Annotated in this window: 14 protein-coding genes; 4 read left to right on the top strand and 10 right to left on the bottom strand. The window is 61.4% G+C overall.

Annotated features, from left to right (window positions below; genetic code table 11):
- Positions 1 to 38 precede the first annotated feature (38 nt).
- From KZX66_RS20480 to KZX66_RS20450, 7 genes are all read right to left on the bottom strand, one after another.
- Positions 39 to 1,430, bottom strand: coding sequence for an undecaprenyl-phosphate glucose phosphotransferase (locus tag KZX66_RS20480; protein WP_248082746.1), 1,392 nt, complete (start codon positions 1,428 to 1,430; stop codon positions 39 to 41).
- A 245-nt stretch (positions 1,431 to 1,675) separates the two neighbouring features.
- On the bottom strand, positions 1,676 to 2,230 hold the full coding sequence (locus tag KZX66_RS20475; RefSeq protein ID WP_248082744.1) for a winged helix-turn-helix domain-containing protein: 555 nt from the start codon (positions 2,228 to 2,230) through the stop codon (positions 1,676 to 1,678).
- Between the two features lie 32 nt (positions 2,231 to 2,262).
- Complete coding sequence (locus KZX66_RS20470) at positions 2,263 to 2,955, bottom strand: hypothetical protein (protein WP_248082736.1); 693 nt, start codon at positions 2,953 to 2,955, stop codon at positions 2,263 to 2,265.
- Positions 2,948 to 3,676, bottom strand: coding sequence for a winged helix-turn-helix domain-containing protein (locus KZX66_RS20465; RefSeq protein ID WP_248082733.1), 729 nt, complete (start codon positions 3,674 to 3,676; stop codon positions 2,948 to 2,950). The genes KZX66_RS20470 and KZX66_RS20465 overlap by 8 nt, the downstream gene beginning before the upstream one ends.
- Positions 3,677 to 3,982: 306 nt before the next feature.
- Complete coding sequence (locus KZX66_RS20460) at positions 3,983 to 4,525, bottom strand: thioesterase family protein (RefSeq protein ID WP_248082731.1); 543 nt, start codon at positions 4,523 to 4,525, stop codon at positions 3,983 to 3,985.
- A 174-nt stretch (positions 4,526 to 4,699) separates the two neighbouring features.
- The gene (locus KZX66_RS20455; protein WP_248082729.1) at positions 4,700 to 5,008 is read right to left on the bottom strand and encodes a hypothetical protein; all 309 of its coding nucleotides are present in this window, start codon (positions 5,006 to 5,008) and stop codon (positions 4,700 to 4,702) included.
- Positions 5,009 to 5,153: 145 nt separating this feature from the next.
- Positions 5,154 to 5,876, bottom strand: a complete 723-nt coding sequence (locus KZX66_RS20450; RefSeq protein WP_248082727.1) for a pirin family protein — start codon at positions 5,874 to 5,876, stop codon at positions 5,154 to 5,156.
- 180 nt (positions 5,877 to 6,056) lie between these two features.
- Here KZX66_RS20450 and KZX66_RS20445 point away from each other — a divergent pair, with 180 nt between their 5' ends.
- Together KZX66_RS20445 and KZX66_RS20440 are read left to right on the top strand one after the other, a co-directional pair.
- Positions 6,057 to 7,007 carry a GlxA family transcriptional regulator gene (locus KZX66_RS20445; protein ID WP_248082719.1) on the top strand — a complete coding sequence of 317 codons (951 nt, stop codon included), beginning with the start codon at positions 6,057 to 6,059 and terminating at the stop codon, positions 7,005 to 7,007.
- Between the two features lie 95 nt (positions 7,008 to 7,102).
- Complete coding sequence (locus KZX66_RS20440; protein ID WP_248082717.1) at positions 7,103 to 8,626, top strand: winged helix-turn-helix domain-containing protein; 1,524 nt, start codon at positions 7,103 to 7,105, stop codon at positions 8,624 to 8,626.
- On the opposite strand, the gene KZX66_RS20435 is transcribed toward KZX66_RS20440, so the two are convergent.
- Both KZX66_RS20435 and KZX66_RS20430 read right to left on the bottom strand, forming a co-directional pair.
- On the bottom strand, positions 8,573 to 11,335 hold the full coding sequence (locus KZX66_RS20435; RefSeq protein WP_248082715.1) for a winged helix-turn-helix domain-containing protein: 2,763 nt from the start codon (positions 11,333 to 11,335) through the stop codon (positions 8,573 to 8,575). The two genes, KZX66_RS20440 and KZX66_RS20435, sit on opposite strands and share 54 nt — an antisense overlap.
- A gap of 58 nt (positions 11,336 to 11,393) precedes the next feature.
- A complete protein-coding gene (locus tag KZX66_RS20430) occupies positions 11,394 to 11,792 on the bottom strand; it encodes an AraC family transcriptional regulator (RefSeq protein ID WP_248082713.1) in 399 nt (132 codons plus the stop codon).
- 214 nt (positions 11,793 to 12,006) lie between these two features.
- On the opposite strand from KZX66_RS20430, the gene KZX66_RS20425 reads away from it, so the two are divergent.
- Positions 12,007 to 12,915: a LysR family transcriptional regulator gene (locus KZX66_RS20425; RefSeq protein WP_248082711.1), complete on the top strand. Its 909-nt coding sequence runs from the start codon at positions 12,007 to 12,009 to the stop codon at positions 12,913 to 12,915.
- 126 nt (positions 12,916 to 13,041) lie between these two features.
- Positions 13,042 to 13,479, top strand: coding sequence for a carboxymuconolactone decarboxylase family protein (locus KZX66_RS20420; RefSeq protein ID WP_248082709.1), 438 nt, complete (start codon positions 13,042 to 13,044; stop codon positions 13,477 to 13,479).
- A 4-nt stretch (positions 13,480 to 13,483) separates the two neighbouring features.
- On the opposite strand, the gene KZX66_RS20415 is transcribed toward KZX66_RS20420, so the two are convergent.
- On the bottom strand, positions 13,484 to 14,254 hold the full coding sequence (locus tag KZX66_RS20415; RefSeq protein ID WP_248082707.1) for a helix-turn-helix transcriptional regulator: 771 nt from the start codon (positions 14,252 to 14,254) through the stop codon (positions 13,484 to 13,486).
- Positions 14,255 to 14,263: the final 9 nt, after the last annotated feature.

Genomic DNA, 14,263 nt, shown 5'->3' with positions numbered 1-14,263 from the left:
GCAGCCGGCTCCCACATTGGGTCTGCGTGGAGATGGGCTCAGTAGATATCTTTGGAAAGCAGCGTGAACGGCGTCTTCAGCAGGATCTTGATGTCCAGCCACAGCGACCAGGTGTTGATGTAACGCAGGTCAATGTCGACGCGCTGCTGCATCTTCTCCAGTGTCTCGGTCTCGCCCCGGCAGCCATTGACCTGGGCCAGGCCGGTGATGCCGGGTTTGATCCGGTGGCGGGCCATGTAGGCGCGGATTTTCCCCGTGTAGTAGTCGTTGTGTGCAATGGCGTGAGGCCGCGGGCCCACAAGGGCCATGTGCCCTTGCAACACATTGAACAACTGGGGCAACTCATCGATGGAGGTGCGTCGCAGAAACCGGCCCACCGGGGTGATGCGTGAATCATTGCGGCTGGCCTGGCGCACCTCATGGTCGTCATGCACGCGCATCGAGCGGAATTTCCAGACCTTGATCACCTCGCCGTTCCAGCCGTGGCGGTCCTGCTTGAAGATCACCGGGCCGGGAGACGTCAGCTTGATCAGCACGGCGCACAACAGCAACAACGGGCTCAACACGATGATCGCCAGCAATGCCAGGCTTTTGTCCAGCAACGCCTTGCTCAAGGCGGCGGTGGGGCGGCTGGTCAGCGGGCTTTCATTGAGGAAGATCGCCGGCAGACCGTCCACTTCGGCCACGCAGTGGTTGAGCAGCAGCATGTTATTGAGATCGGGCACCCAGATCACGTCGACGCTGATGTCCAGCAGGTTGAGGTACAACGTCTCAATGTGGGTGGCCTCCTGCAGCGAATGGGTGATGTAGAGCCGACGAATACCGTGTTGCCGGATCAACTGTGGCAATTGCGGCAGTTCGCCGAGGATCTGCGGTTGTGCGCCGTCAGCGGCGTCGACGTTGCTGCCGACGAGACCAACCAACGGCGAGCGCTTTTGCCGCGAGAGGGTACGGGCCAGGTCGACGGCCAGTTTGCCGGTTCCCACAATTAATGACTTATGCCGTTCATGCAGTTGGCGGTGGTAATACCGGGACAGGCTGTGCAAAGGAATATAAAACAGCGCCAATAAGGGATAACTGATCGCGGCCCAGAGCAATAATGTTTCCAACGGGAATAATGAACTTGCCTGGCACGCGACGCCCACCATATACACGATGCCGACGGTCAGCAGCCAGCCCAAAAACAGGCGTCCCAGGCCCACGGCATAATCATCTTTTTTACTATAGACATCACACAGGCTATACGCGGGAAGCGAGGCCAGTATCGTAAACGCGGCCAGCACTCGATAGTGGTATTCAAGTTGTCCTGTCTTTAAAAATACCAACATAAACAGCGCTGCAACGACCAGGCCTGACGCAAGCGTCCACTGGCCCCAAAACGTTAAGCCCTTGGGGGTCAGGTGGCGATGCATTCTAGTATTGTTCAGCATAGTTCTGCTCCCGGTGGTGACCACGCACGTAGTGGCAGGGTTAATAAAGTCTCGGTATGACCGAACTCAAACGACAGGCACGCGCGAGCGCGTACCCATGGATAGTAATGAACGGTCGGGGGCATTGGCTGACGACTTATAACAAGGTGCGCGCCATATTGTTATAAAGAGGGTGTTATAAAAGGGCAGTTATAAGAGAGTTTTAATAGGCAGTGTGAATGATAAAGTCTGATCTTTTTATTATCTCAACGACGCGCCTGGCTTAACTCAAGCGGTTTTTTGATTTTTTGTGTAAGGCAGTATCCGCGATTTCTGACTGCGCGAAACAAACGCTCGCCTGCATTGGCGCGCTTGAACTTTTCCTGCAAGCGGCTGAGGCACATCTCGAGGCCGCGATAGTGGTCCGGTTCGCGTCCTATATTGCGGATCAATTCTTCTTTGCTGACCACGCGCTCTTCGTGATGCAGCATTTTTTTAATCAACGCAGACTCAATGGCGGTTAACGAAATCCGCAGCCCGCCTTTGACCAGCGTTCGATCATGTTGCGTGAGCAGCCAAAAGTCTTGGGGATGCGGTTGCGGTCTGTCGCCGGTCATATCCGCGTAAGCGGTATGGTTTTGCGGCGCATGCTCGGCGATCCGGGAGGCTTGTGGTGCGGCGTTAAACGGTTGTGATGGCAGGGTGAGGGTGTGGGCGGTCACGTTTAAATCGTAGTGGAACGTCTCTGCATTGGGCGTGAAGTCCTGCAGTGCGATCGCCGCATGTGTGGGCGTGAAGGCGTATTTGTTGAGAGAGCTCATAGTGTCCACCAAATTCAGGAAGATGCAGTTCTTTAAAAACGGTCAGCAGGCGAGTAGTAGCCACCCTGAAAATATTCGAATGGAAGGCTTTTTGCCATCATTGCGCTATCGGAAAATTCAACATGGTCGGCGATGAAACCCACCCGTGTTGCACTGATCAGCTCCAGCATGCGGTCGTAGAGCCGATTGAAGAGGTCCGAACGTGTGTTGAGGCTCAGCCGAAGGGCGGAATCCGGGAATGGCATTTTTATGTAGTCGTAGAGTTTCAGGTCGATCAGCAGATCGCCTGGTTTTGTATCGAGCGTGTAGTTGTCGTAGGCCAGCCTGATACCGTTATGGTCTTTGAGTTTGTACAGCTGACGTACCATGGCCCTGCGCTCTGCGGGCCCCGGCAGGGCATCCAGTGGGTTGTAGAGGCTCAACATGAGAGACCGCCCATGGGCGTCCATGGTGTGGGCCAGGTCAAGGATGTCCTTGATGAGGATGTCGTTCATCAACACGCACTGGTCTATGTTCAGAACACTGTGGCTGGCCGTTCCAAGATGCGGGAGCGACGGCAGCATGCGTTGCAGCGCAGCGCTGTAGGCCGCGTTCAGTTGCTCACGGGTGCCGGTGCCCAACACGCGTATTTCGCGGCCCCATAAAGCATGGCTGCGCTCGACGATCGCCTGGCGGGCCAGCGCCAGGCCCGCAACGGGCCCAGGTGAAAGTTGCTCGTTATTCACGGCTCGACCTCTCCTTGATGGGGTGGAAATGACTGGCGCAAATAAGGGCGCGGCTGAGCTTGTACCCATAGCCGCGGATGTTCTGGATGATGTTCTCGCCGTAGTGCGCCTTGATTTTACCGCGCAAGCGACTGATGGACTTTTCCAGGGCTCTGGAGTCGTAGTATTTAGTATTAAGCCCCATGACTGCGGCAATTTCATTGTGACTAAGCAGTCTGTTCTGGATAAGCGCTTCCAGTACTTTCATTTCGACGAATGATATTTCCAGCTTTTTGCTGTCGCCATAAATGCACATGCGGTCCTGGTCTAACACCAGTGCGTAGTGAGGGGGCTGCGTACTTTCAGACAGGAAGGTATCGAACAGGCTGAGTGTGTTTTCAGGGGAGGTCTCTACCACCTTGATGCAATAGTCCGCACCGGCCAAGTAGTATTTTGTTTTGCTCAGTGTGGACGCAAATGTCACGACCACAATTATCGTGCAGTGCGGATTTTCCTGGCGGGCTTTTCTTATGATGTCCAGGGTTTGATGGCTGGCAGAAGGTGTGTCGATTTCTATAATAATCGCACGGTAGTTTCCGTGCTTTTCTTTGGCGTCAATTAGTTGTCCGTAGCAGCGTGTATCGACTTTTAAATGATTCGGCACAGTGCGAACTATCAGCGCCCGGAAGTCGTCCGATTTCGATTGAGTCCGTGCAATAGCGAGGACATTGGAAAAATGCATCACCTACTCCCTTTTCTGGCATGCAAAGCCGTCGGTTCAATCGCTGCTAGCATTTAGATACTAATCGAATTGAATACGGTCAAACGTGACAAATTTTAACATTCACCACATTATTTTTGCGGGCCGTGCGAGGAAGTAAGCGGTTGTTGTACGGGGCTTTACCTGAACTTACACATAGGCTAGTGCAAATTCTAAGTGCTGGTTAAGTATTTTAGCCCCAACGATTTTTTTGAGCCGGGCAAGGTTAAAGCCTTGCCCGTTTATGAGCGGGATGTGAGGCCATGCGGGGCATTCGAGATCGGCTTGTCAGGTCAGCTCCTCTGCCCGCAACTGCGCACCCATGTCATCGCAGCTCAGCGCCCAGTCGGTCAGCCATTGCGGCATCGACGGTGATGCCTCGGCCAGTCCCAATTCCCGTACAAACTCGGCAGGGGGCAGGGTGCCCTTGGCCGAGCGGAACAGCCCGCGCATCACAACCACGCCGACGACGCGACCGCGACTGACAAACCGGTGCTCCATCAGGGTCCACTTGTGGTCCCAGCCCAGCAGGCGGGTGTGCACGTCGAATGCCTCGAACAGTTTCAACTCCCGCCGAAACTTGCCCCAGGTGTCGCCGACGATGGGCAGCGCCTTGTGGCGCAGCGCCACGCGAAACGCACCGGTGCGCAACACGAAATCCATCCGTGCGACGTCCGCCAGGGAAAAGTAGCGGCCATTGGTGACATGCCGGTTGATGTCCAGGTCCAGTGGCCAGACGCGCATACGCACCACGGTGGTGGCCAGTCCGTCGGCGGGTTTACGCCATGGGCGACGGCAGAGCATGTAGAGCAAACGAAACCAGAGATTCATAGCAGTGCCAGACAGTTGATCGATGGCAGCACTTTAGGGGCCCGAGGCCAGGTGAGGTAGGTCCGCAAGTGACTGATTTGTCGAGGACGGTACGATTCGGATACTTCCCTTTAAGGCAGACGAAAAAAAACCGGCTGATCAGGCCGGTTTGGGGTTCCCGCAAACGCTGCGGTCTCAGGCATGGTTATCCAGCAGACGATCAGCACCGCCTTCAGCCACGCGGCTGTCTTGCAGACGATCAGCACCGTCTTCGGCGACGCGGTTGCCTTGCAGACGGTCGGCGCCATCTTCGGCCACACGGCTTTCGATCAGACGGTCCGCACCGCCTTCGGCCACACGGCTTTCGATCAGACGGTCCGCACCGCCTTCGGCCACACGGCTTTCGATCAGGCGATCAGCACCGCCTTCGGCAACAACAGGGTGGGCAAATGCGTTTGCAGCGAGTACCGAGAAAGCGAGGCTAAGCAAGATTTGGCGTTTCATGAGGGTGTGCTCCAAGTGTTTTAAGTAGGTGTTGCCGGGTATGGGTTTGATGTTACGCGGTGCATTTTTTAAGAGAACTTCATTGCGCTGATGGTGACTATCAACGTCAGCGATAGCCCGTTTCAAAGGGCCATCGCCGGGCCGGTCAAGGCATTTGCGGCAGTTCCCGAGGGCGCAGGTCGAACACCAGCACCTCGGCGTCTTCGCCATGGCTGACGTGGATCTGCCGTTCATCCCGCACGCGGGCGCCGTCGCCTTCCTGCAAGCGTTGGCCGTTGATCTGCACGCTGCCTCGGGCCACATGGATATACACGTGGCGATCCGGCGCCAGGTCGAGGGTCGCGGCTTCATCAGCGTTGAACAGCCCGGCGTACACCCGTGCGTCCTGGCGCACGCTCAATGAACCGTCGGCGCCGTCCGGCGAGATGATCAGTTGCAGGCGCCCGCGTTTCTGCGCCTCGCTGAAGTGCTCCTGCTGATAGCGCGGCTCGGCACCGGCCACGTTGGGCACGATCCAGATTTGCAGGAAGTGCACGCCCAGGCGTTGGCTGTGGTTGAACTCGCTGTGCGCCACGCCGCTGCCGGCGCTCATCAGTTGCACGTCGCCGGGGCGGATCACCGAGCCGGTGCCCAGAGTGTCTTTGTGTTCCAGGGCGCCTTCGAGCACATAAGAGAAGATCTCCATGTCACGGTGCGGGTGCTGGCCGAAGCCTTTGCCGGCGGCGACGCGGTCATCGTTGATCACCAGCAGGTCGGAAAAACCCTGTTCGGCGGGGTTCCAGTAGTTGGCGAACGAGAAGGTGTGAGACGACTGCAGCCAACCGTGGTTGGCGGCGCCGCGGTCAGAAGCTTTACGAAGGGTCAGCATGGCGGTGTCCTCAAGTGAGCGCAGGCTGCGAGATGCAGGGCGCTGGCGTTGAGAAGAAGGTTACTGGTTACTGGGATATTCATTAAGAAGCTGAAATTTGAATAACTGTCTCTATCAGATTGACAATAAAAGGCATGCCATAATGCCTGCCGCCTTTCTTCCTCCTGATGGACGTTTCATATGAAAACCGTGGCCATGGCGCTGTTTCCGGACTTCCTCCTGCTCGACATGGCCGGACCGCTCGAAGTGTTTTCCATCGCCAACCGCTATCTGCCGGCGGCGGCGCATTACCAGATCCTCACCATCGGCACCGAGCCCGGCCCGCTGCGTGCCTCCAACGGCGTGCTGGTGCACACCGACCTGTTGCTGGAGCACGCCGATGGCGTCTATGACGTGCTGCTGGTACCCGGTGGTCCGGGTGCCTATAACGAATGCCATCCCGCACTGCTGCCCTGGCTCAGGGAGGCGGCGCCACGTGCGCGGCGCTTCGGTTCGATCTGTACCGGCGCTTTTGTATTGGGGCATGCCGGGCTGCTTGATGATCGGCGCGTCACGACTCACTGGCACTACACCGACCGGTTGATCAAGGCGTTTCCCAAAGCGATCGTCGAGACCGACCGCATCTACCTGCAGGACGGACGGCTCATCACCTCTGGCGGCGTCACGGCCGGTATCGATCTGGCGTTGTCCATCGTCGCCCAGGACCATGGCAAACAGGTGGCGGTGGACGTGGCCAAAGTGCTGTTGGTGGTGATGAAGCGCCAGGGCGGCCAGGCCCAGTTCAGCCCGATGACGGCCGCCGTTTCGCCCCAGGAAACCGCCATCACCCGTGTACAGAACCGCGTGCTGGAACACTTGGCGCAGCCGTTCACCATCGAGTCCATGGCGCAGTTGGCGGGCATGAGTGCGCGCCACTTTTCGCGGCTCTTCGCTAAAGAAGTGCAGATGACGCCCATGGCCTTCCTGCAAGGCGCGCGCATCGACCGCGCCCGTCAGTTGCTGGAAACCACCGACCTGCCGCTCAAGACCGTGGCCTTTCACGCAGGCTTTGGCAGCGTTCGGCATATGCGCTTTCTGTTCAGTGAAAAACTCGGCCTCAACCCGACCCAATACCGACAACAGTTCAGTTAACGACAGGATGTCCGTCTCGCGCACCTGATTGTCCGTATCGCTCCCCGTGCCAGCATTGCCGTGTCATTGGTAGCTGGCAAGATGACGTCGAGCCCATGGAAAAGGATGCGCAGACGCCCAAGGCCGGGTGTTCCAGCGCGATTGCAACTATGAACAACCCTCTGGCGACTGACGCCGATGGCACGCTGCGCTTCGGTGCCTATGCCTTTCACCGCCAGCAGCGGCTGGTGAGCAAGGCGGGCTGGCCGGTGCCCTTGGGCGGGCGTGCACTGGATATTCTTGCCGCGCTGCTGGAGGTGCCGGGGCAGTTTGTCAGCAAGGCCAGCCTGATCGATCGGGTCTGGCCCAACAGCGTGGTGGAGGAAACCAACCTGCGGGTGCACATCGCCGCACTGCGCCGTGCCCTCGACGGCCAGCACCTGATCCTCAACGACCCCCAGCGTGGCTACTGCTTCGCCGCCCCCGTGCTCGGCAGTGTTCATGTGACGACGCCTCGCCACAACCTCGCAGCACGGCTCAGCCCGGTGATCGGCCGTGACGAGCTGTTGCGCGTGCTGGCGCGGCGCTTGTCAAGGCAGCCGCTGATGACCCTCACAGGTTGTGCCGGGGTGGGCAAGAGCACCTTGGCCCTGGCCCTGGCGGCGAAGGTGCTGCCGCGCTACCGCGACGGTGTGTGGTGGGTCGACCTGGCCACCGTGGACGCGCCGACGCAGATGCTGCGCCACCTGGCCACGGTGCTGCAGTTGCAACCTTGCGCCACGGCTGTCGAGCTGTGCCGCCAATTGGTCAACCGCCGATTGTTGCTGGTACTCGACGGCGCCGACCTGCTGTTGGGCGCCTGTCGGCATCTGCTGCGGGTTGTGCGTGAGCAGGCACCCCACGTCAGCGTGCTGGTGAGCAGCCGTGAAGCGCTGCTGGTCCCCGGCGAATGGTGTGTGCGCGTGCCCCGCCTGGCGGTGCCTGGGCCCTCATCACTGACCGGCGTTGAACACGCGATGGCTTACCCGGCGGTGCAACTGTTTGTGGCGCGGGCGTGCGCCGCACAGCAGGGCTTTGTGTTGCGGCCCCAGGACCTGGCGCCGTTGCGGGATATTTGTCGGCGCCTCGACGGCCTGCCCCTGGCGTTGGAGCTGGCGGCCGCGCAAGTCGATGCCCTGGGCGTGCACGGTTTGCAGGCGCAATTGCGCAGCGGCCTGCAGGTGTTGACCCGTGGTCGCCGTACGGCGGTGGCGCGTCACCAATCCCTGAGCGCCGCGCTGGATTGGACGTACGAGCGCCTCAGCCTGCCCGAGCGTTGGCTGTTCTTACAATTGGGGTTGTTCCGGATGGCGGTGACGTTGCCCACCTTGAGTGAGCTGGTGGCCGGCACGGAGCTGGAACACGCCGACCTGTCTTATTTGCTGGCCCGACTGGTGAACCTGTCACTGCTGACCCTGGAACCTGGTCCCGGTCCCGAACGGTACCGTTTGCTGCACTGCCTGCGCAGCTATGCCTTGGCGCAACTGCGCGACCCCGGCCAGGTGGCGCGTTTGCAGCAGGATTACGGGCACTACCTGGGGCCGCTCTCAGGCCGGCCGTTTGTGCTGCAACTCGTCGAGCAGGCTGCGCACGCGGAGTAGGTCGCGGGTGGCAAACCCTTCGGTAAAGCGCCCATGGATCGAACTCAACAGGTCGCGTGCCGCGTCCACGCGGCCTTGCTGCCGCCAGCGCTGCGCCAATGACAGTGCGCAACGCAATTCCCAGGCCAGCGCGCCTTGCTGCCGCGCCTGGCCCAAGGCTTCGAGCAACAGCGTCTCGGCCGCGTGGCTGTCGCCCATGGCGTCGGCGCGGACCCGCAGGATCTCCGGCGTGCACCAGCCGGCGCCACCGTTCATGGCGCGCTCGAAGGCGGCGTCGTCCACCGTGCCGGCATTGAATGTCACCAGGGTGTCTTTCACCAGGCCCAGGCCCTGCACATCGGCTATCGGCGCCGTGCCCTCGTAGCATCGCGCCCATGTATGAAACAGCGGCACCGAGTGTTTTTGTGCCTGCTGCAACAACAGGTCCAACCGATCGCGAGCCGTGGCGGTGTCACCGTTGTAGTGGGCGATCACCACGCCGGCCAGGGCCAGGGTGTAGCAGATGGACGTGCCGTGGTTGATCTGCAACGCCAGCGTCAACGCCTGGCTGGCGGTGCGCCACGCGCGCTCGGGGAAGCCGCGCAGCCAGAGAATGCGCGCCAGAATGGTCAGTGCCGCCACGCCCTGGTCGTATTGCACGCCAAACCCATGGGTGAAGCGGTTGAGGTGGCCGCTGTGGGCCATGCGCTGGATCACCTGTTCGGCATTGTGCAGCGCCAGCGCCTGGTTGCCGGCGAAGTGCTGCGCCAGCACCCGCAGGCGTTGGGCGCTGAGGTCCAGTTGCGGCTCGGCCTGGGGGCCCAGCCTGTCGAAATGCAGGCTTTGCGCCAACGCCTCGCGGTAGTTGCCGCCACACAGGTTGACCGCCATCTGCCCCGACACGGCGCGCAATTGCCCGGCCAGGTCTTTGCCCGCTTCGGCCAGGCGTCGCGCCCGGGCAAACGCCTCCAGGGTCTCGGGCGTGCCCCCCTGGGTGTGATAGGAAAAACTGCCCAGCGCCAGTTGCAGGGCCATGTTCAGTGGCTGGCTCGGCGCACTCGATTGCCCCAGCCGCGCCAGGGCCTTGCCCACGTATAAACCGTGTTCGCGCAGCAGCGACAGTTCCTGCCACAGCGGCATGGCGCTGACCGTGAGTTGGATGCCCAGCAGGTGCACGCCCTGGTCGCCCAGCCCCCAATCGAGGGCGGCGCGAATGTCATCACGCAGCGGTGCATAGCGGTCGATCCAGGTCTGGGTCGCGGTGTTTTGCCAATCCTGCTGCGCTTGCTTCATCAACGTCAGGCAGCGCCTCGCATGGCGTTCGCGGGTGGCGTCAAGCTCCTCGGCGACGCTGAGTTTTTCCAGAGCGTAGGTGCGGGTGACGTCCAGCAGGCGATAGACCATCTCGTCATCCCCGGCCTCTACGTTGAGCAGGGATTTGGCCACCAATTGGCTGATCGAACCCGGTACCTGGGCCGCTGCGATCTGCTCCCCGGCAATCACCGCCGCCGCGCTGGCCAGGCTGAAACCGCCGCGATAGACCGCGAGGCGGCGCAGGCAAATCTGCTCACACTCGGTGAGCAGCTCAAAGCTCCAATCCAGCGTGGCGCGCAGGGTCTGGTGACGCGGCAGGGCATTGCGGCGGCCACGGGTGAGCAGGCGGAAATTGTCTTCCATTTGCACCAGCAGCCCCGGCAGACCGAAACGCTCGATCTGCGCGGCCACCAGCTCGATTGCCAGGGGAATGCCGTCCAGGCGCTGGCAGATATCAATCGCCAGGGGCAGTTCGGCGTCGCTCAGTTCAAACCTGTCCTGATGGGACATGGCCCGCTCCACCAGCAGTTGCAGGGCCGGGTAGCCCAGGGCCTGGGCACGGTTGCCGGTGGCGGGCGGGCAGGCCAGGGGGTCCAGGCGCTGCACGTATTCGCCCTCGGCGCGCAGGGCCTCGCGGCTGGTGGTCAGAATGTGCAATCTGGGGGCGTGGTGCAGCAGGCTTTCGCTGATCAGCGCGATAGCGTCCAGCAGGTGCTCGCAATTGTCGATCACCAGCAGCAGGTGGTGCTCCTGCAAGCGGCGCGCAAATGCGGCCGGCGCTTCGTCCTCGGCGCAGGTCAGGTCGAGCAGGGCGGCCAGGTTGGGCAGGATCATCGACGGCGCGCTGAGAGGCGCCAGGTCGAGCAAGCGGATACCGTCGCGGTAGTGTCCGATCAACAGCTCCGCCACGCGCAGTGCAACGGTGGTTTTGCCGATGCCACCAGCGCCGGTCAGGGTGATGAAACGCTGCTCCGGCAACTGCTGCACCAAGCTGTCGATCAGGGCCTGGCGGCCGATCATGCGGGTGTGGCGCAGCGGCAGGTTATGGCAGGGACGTTGCGGTGTTCCTTCGCTGGGCAGGCTCATCGGTTCAATGCTCAGTGGCGCAACAAAACTGTAGCCACGCTGCGCCACCGTGACGATATAGCGCTGCCCGGCCTGGCCGTCGCCCAACGCCTTGCGCAACGCCGCCATGTGCACGCGCAGATTGCCGTCTTCGACGACGCTTTTGGGCCACACCCGCGCGATCAGCTCCTGCTTGCTCACCACGTTGCCGGCTTGCTCGAGCAGGATCAGCAGGATGTCCACTGCACGCTTGCCCAGACGCAACGGGCGGCCCGCTTCCAGCACCATGCGCTGGCGCGGATGGATGCGGTAAGGGCCAAAATGCACCGCCTTATCGCTCAGCTCGCTCATCGGGGGTCATGCTCTGGGAAAGGAGAGCCGCCAGCATAGGCCAGGCGCATGCGGACCACTAGGCAGCGATCTCCTGGAGCTTGTGACGCAGTTGGTGATTTCGCCAGGTCATCGGGTTGACGCCCTCGCTGCGGGTGAACATATGGCAAAAGTGCGCCTGGTCGCAGAACCCGCATTCCAGGCTGATTTGCGTCAGGCTCAAGGAGGATTGGGTGATCAGTTCCTTGGCGCGCTGGATACGCTGTTGGCGAATCCATTCCTGGGGTGACAGCCCGGTGCTGCACTTGAACGCGCGGGAAAAATGGCTTCGCGACAGCGCACAGGCCTGGGCCAGGTCGGCAATCGCCAGGCTTTCGCCCAGGTTGGCGAGGATCAGTTGCTTGGCAATGCGTTCGCGCCTGGGGCACAGGCCGCCGGTGGCGGGTAAACGGGGGGCGCAGTACTCAAGTCGGGCCATGACAGATATCCGCAGTCGATGGGAGCGTTCCCGGTGAATGGATGCAGTGTAGATGGCGGTTATCTTGTTGCCGGACCGTCTGGCTGACGAGTTAATCGTTGTTAATTTTGTCAGCTGTACGGCTCAAATCTGTCAAAAAAGACAGCACAGGCGTGCAATCCAAAGCGCTGTTTGCGTGCTTCCCTGAACGCTGCTCAACCGTATGGATTTCGCCATGAACCGCAACGACCTGCGCCGCGTCGACATGAACCTGCTGGTGATTTTCGAGGCGTTGATGTTCGAGAAAAACCTGACCCGGGTCGCCGAAAAGCTCTTTATGGGGCAACCGGCGGTGAGTGCGGCGTTAGGCCGCTTGCGAGACTTGTTCGACGACCCGTTACTGCTGCGCAACGGCCGGGGCATGGAGCCCACGCCGCGTGCGCTGGCGATACTCAAGGAACTGCAACCGGCCATGGATACCATCTCCGGAGCGGTCAGTCGCGCCAAGGATTTCGATCCTTCCACCAGCTGCGCGGTGTTCCGTATCGGCCTGTCGGACGATGCCGAGTTCGGCCTGTTCCCGCCGTTGCTCAGCCGGCTGCGTGAGGAGGCGCCGGGAATCGTCTTGGTGGTACGCCGCGCCAATTACCTGTTGATGTCCGCTTTGCTGGCCAGCGGCGAGATTTCGGTGGGGGTGAGTTACACCACCGAATTGCCGGCGAACGCCAAGCGCAAGAAGCTGCGGGATATCCCGTGCAAGGTGCTGCGCGGTGATGAGGGCGCCGAGCCGCTGACCCTGGACGACTATTGCGCGCGGCCCCATGCGATGGTGTCGTTCTCCGGTGACTTGAGTGGCAATATCGACCTCGACCTGGCACGCATCGGCCGCGCCCGCCGGGTGGTGCTGGCGGTGCCGCAATTCAGCGGGTTGCGCGCGCTGTTGGCGGGCACGCAGATCATTGCAACGGTGCCCGATTACGCGGCGTGTGCGTTGACCGAGGGCACCTCGCTGCGCGCGCAGGACCCACCGTTTGCGATTGATGCGGCGGAGTTGTCGATGGTGTGGAGCGGGGTGCACGACAATGATCCGGCGGAGCGCTGGCTGCGCGCACGCATCGCGGAGCATATGGCGCGGGAGGTTTAGGGGGGCGACACCGTCCACATCAAGCGGCACGCATTGGTCACCTGTTCTTCGCCGAAATTGGATATTCCTGCGACACGGGCGGGTGGCTAGTCTGGCCCCCCATTCCCACCGTTCCGGAGTATCACCATGCAACCGCGTACCGACTTCTACACCGCCTCCCCAGACGCCATGAAAGCCATGCTTGCGCTGGAAGCCGCCGTCGGCAAGCTGTCCATCGAACTGCCTCTGCTGGAACTGATCCGTCTGCGCGTGTCGCAGATCAACGGCTGTGCGTTCTGCCTCGACATGCACACCGCCGACGCGCGCAAAGGCGGCGAGACCGAGCGTCGCCTGTACACCCTGTCAGCCTGGCGTGAAACGCCGTTCTTCACCCCGCGTGAGCGCGCCGCACTGGCCTGGGCCGAGAGCCTGACCCTGATCAGCCGCACCCACGCCCCGGACGAAGACTTCAATGCGCTGGCCGCCGAGTTCAGCGCCCAGGAGCAGATCGACCTGAGCGTGGCCATCGCCACCATCAACAGCTGGAACCGTCTGGCGGTGGGGTTTCGCAAGATGCCCACGTAAACCGTTAACGGGCTTTGAAATAGCCGCGCGGCGTGGTGCCGGTCATCTGCTTGAAAAAGGCGATCAACGCGCTGTCACTGGCAAAGCCCAGTTCAAAGGCGCAGTAGCTGGTACTGCGCCCTGTGGCGAGCAATTCGATAACCCGCATCAGTCGCCACTGCTGGCGCCATTGCTGATAACCCAGACCGGTTTCCCGTTGGAAAATCCGGCCGATGGTCTTGGTGCTGGCGCCCACCTGCTGTTCCAAGGCCTGCAACGGGGGCGGCAAGGTATCGAGGTTGCCCATCAACCGGGCCAGGCGTTTGTCCCGGGGCAGGGGCAGCAGCATGGGTTGTTCGGCGGCGTCGCAGATCTCGCTCAGGCACAGGGCCAGCAGATGGGCATAGCGGCCGCAGGACCAGTCGGTGTCGAAGGGCGCCATCGCCATGGGTTCCAACACCGCCCGCAGCAATGGGCTGACCTCGATCACTCGCACTTGGGACGGCAACTGCTGCGCCAGCGCCGGGCTGACATACACCGAACGGTAATCCACGGTCTGCTGCATCTGCGCGCGGTGCGGCAGGCCGCAGGGGATCCAGGCGGCACGGGTGGGGGGCAGCAGGCAAAGGTGATTGTCGAGGGTGATGCGCGTGCAGCCCAGCTGGGTGAACAGCAGTTGCCCGCGCTGGTGCTGGTGCAGGCCGGAATCATGGTCACCCAGACGCGCGGCGATGCCGATAACGGGCGCCGCGAGGCGGTCGGGATCGAAAACTGCATCGGCGTTCAGCCAGGCCATAGATTGTCC

Source organism: Pseudomonas sp. EYE_354, from assembly GCF_023148575.1.
Lineage (GTDB): Bacteria > Pseudomonadota > Gammaproteobacteria > Pseudomonadales > Pseudomonadaceae > Aquipseudomonas.
Note: the sequence above shows the minus strand (reverse complement) of the source record. Positions and strands in the feature narration are given on the sequence as shown.

Coding starts and splice junctions, on each gene's coding strand:
- KZX66_RS20480 (WP_248082746.1), bottom strand. CDS start 1,430: ATGCTGAACAATACTAGAATGCATCGCCACCTGACCCCCAAGGGCTTA.
- KZX66_RS20475 (WP_248082744.1), bottom strand. CDS start 2,230: ATGAGCTCTCTCAACAAATACGCCTTCACGCCCACACATGCGGCGATC.
- KZX66_RS20465 (WP_248082733.1), bottom strand. CDS start 3,676: ATGCATTTTTCCAATGTCCTCGCTATTGCACGGACTCAATCGAAATCG.
- KZX66_RS20460 (WP_248082731.1), bottom strand. CDS start 4,525: ATGAATCTCTGGTTTCGTTTGCTCTACATGCTCTGCCGTCGCCCATGG.
- KZX66_RS20455 (WP_248082729.1), bottom strand. CDS start 5,008: ATGAAACGCCAAATCTTGCTTAGCCTCGCTTTCTCGGTACTCGCTGCA.
- KZX66_RS20450 (WP_248082727.1), bottom strand. CDS start 5,876: ATGCTGACCCTTCGTAAAGCTTCTGACCGCGGCGCCGCCAACCACGGT.
- KZX66_RS20445 (WP_248082719.1), top strand. CDS start 6,057: ATGAAAACCGTGGCCATGGCGCTGTTTCCGGACTTCCTCCTGCTCGAC.
- KZX66_RS20440 (WP_248082717.1), top strand. CDS start 7,103: ATGGAAAAGGATGCGCAGACGCCCAAGGCCGGGTGTTCCAGCGCGATT.
- KZX66_RS20435 (WP_248082715.1), bottom strand. CDS start 11,335: ATGAGCGAGCTGAGCGATAAGGCGGTGCATTTTGGCCCTTACCGCATC.
- KZX66_RS20430 (WP_248082713.1), bottom strand. CDS start 11,792: ATGGCCCGACTTGAGTACTGCGCCCCCCGTTTACCCGCCACCGGCGGC.
- KZX66_RS20425 (WP_248082711.1), top strand. CDS start 12,007: ATGAACCGCAACGACCTGCGCCGCGTCGACATGAACCTGCTGGTGATT.
- KZX66_RS20420 (WP_248082709.1), top strand. CDS start 13,042: ATGCAACCGCGTACCGACTTCTACACCGCCTCCCCAGACGCCATGAAA.
- KZX66_RS20415 (WP_248082707.1), bottom strand. CDS start 14,254: ATGGCCTGGCTGAACGCCGATGCAGTTTTCGATCCCGACCGCCTCGCG.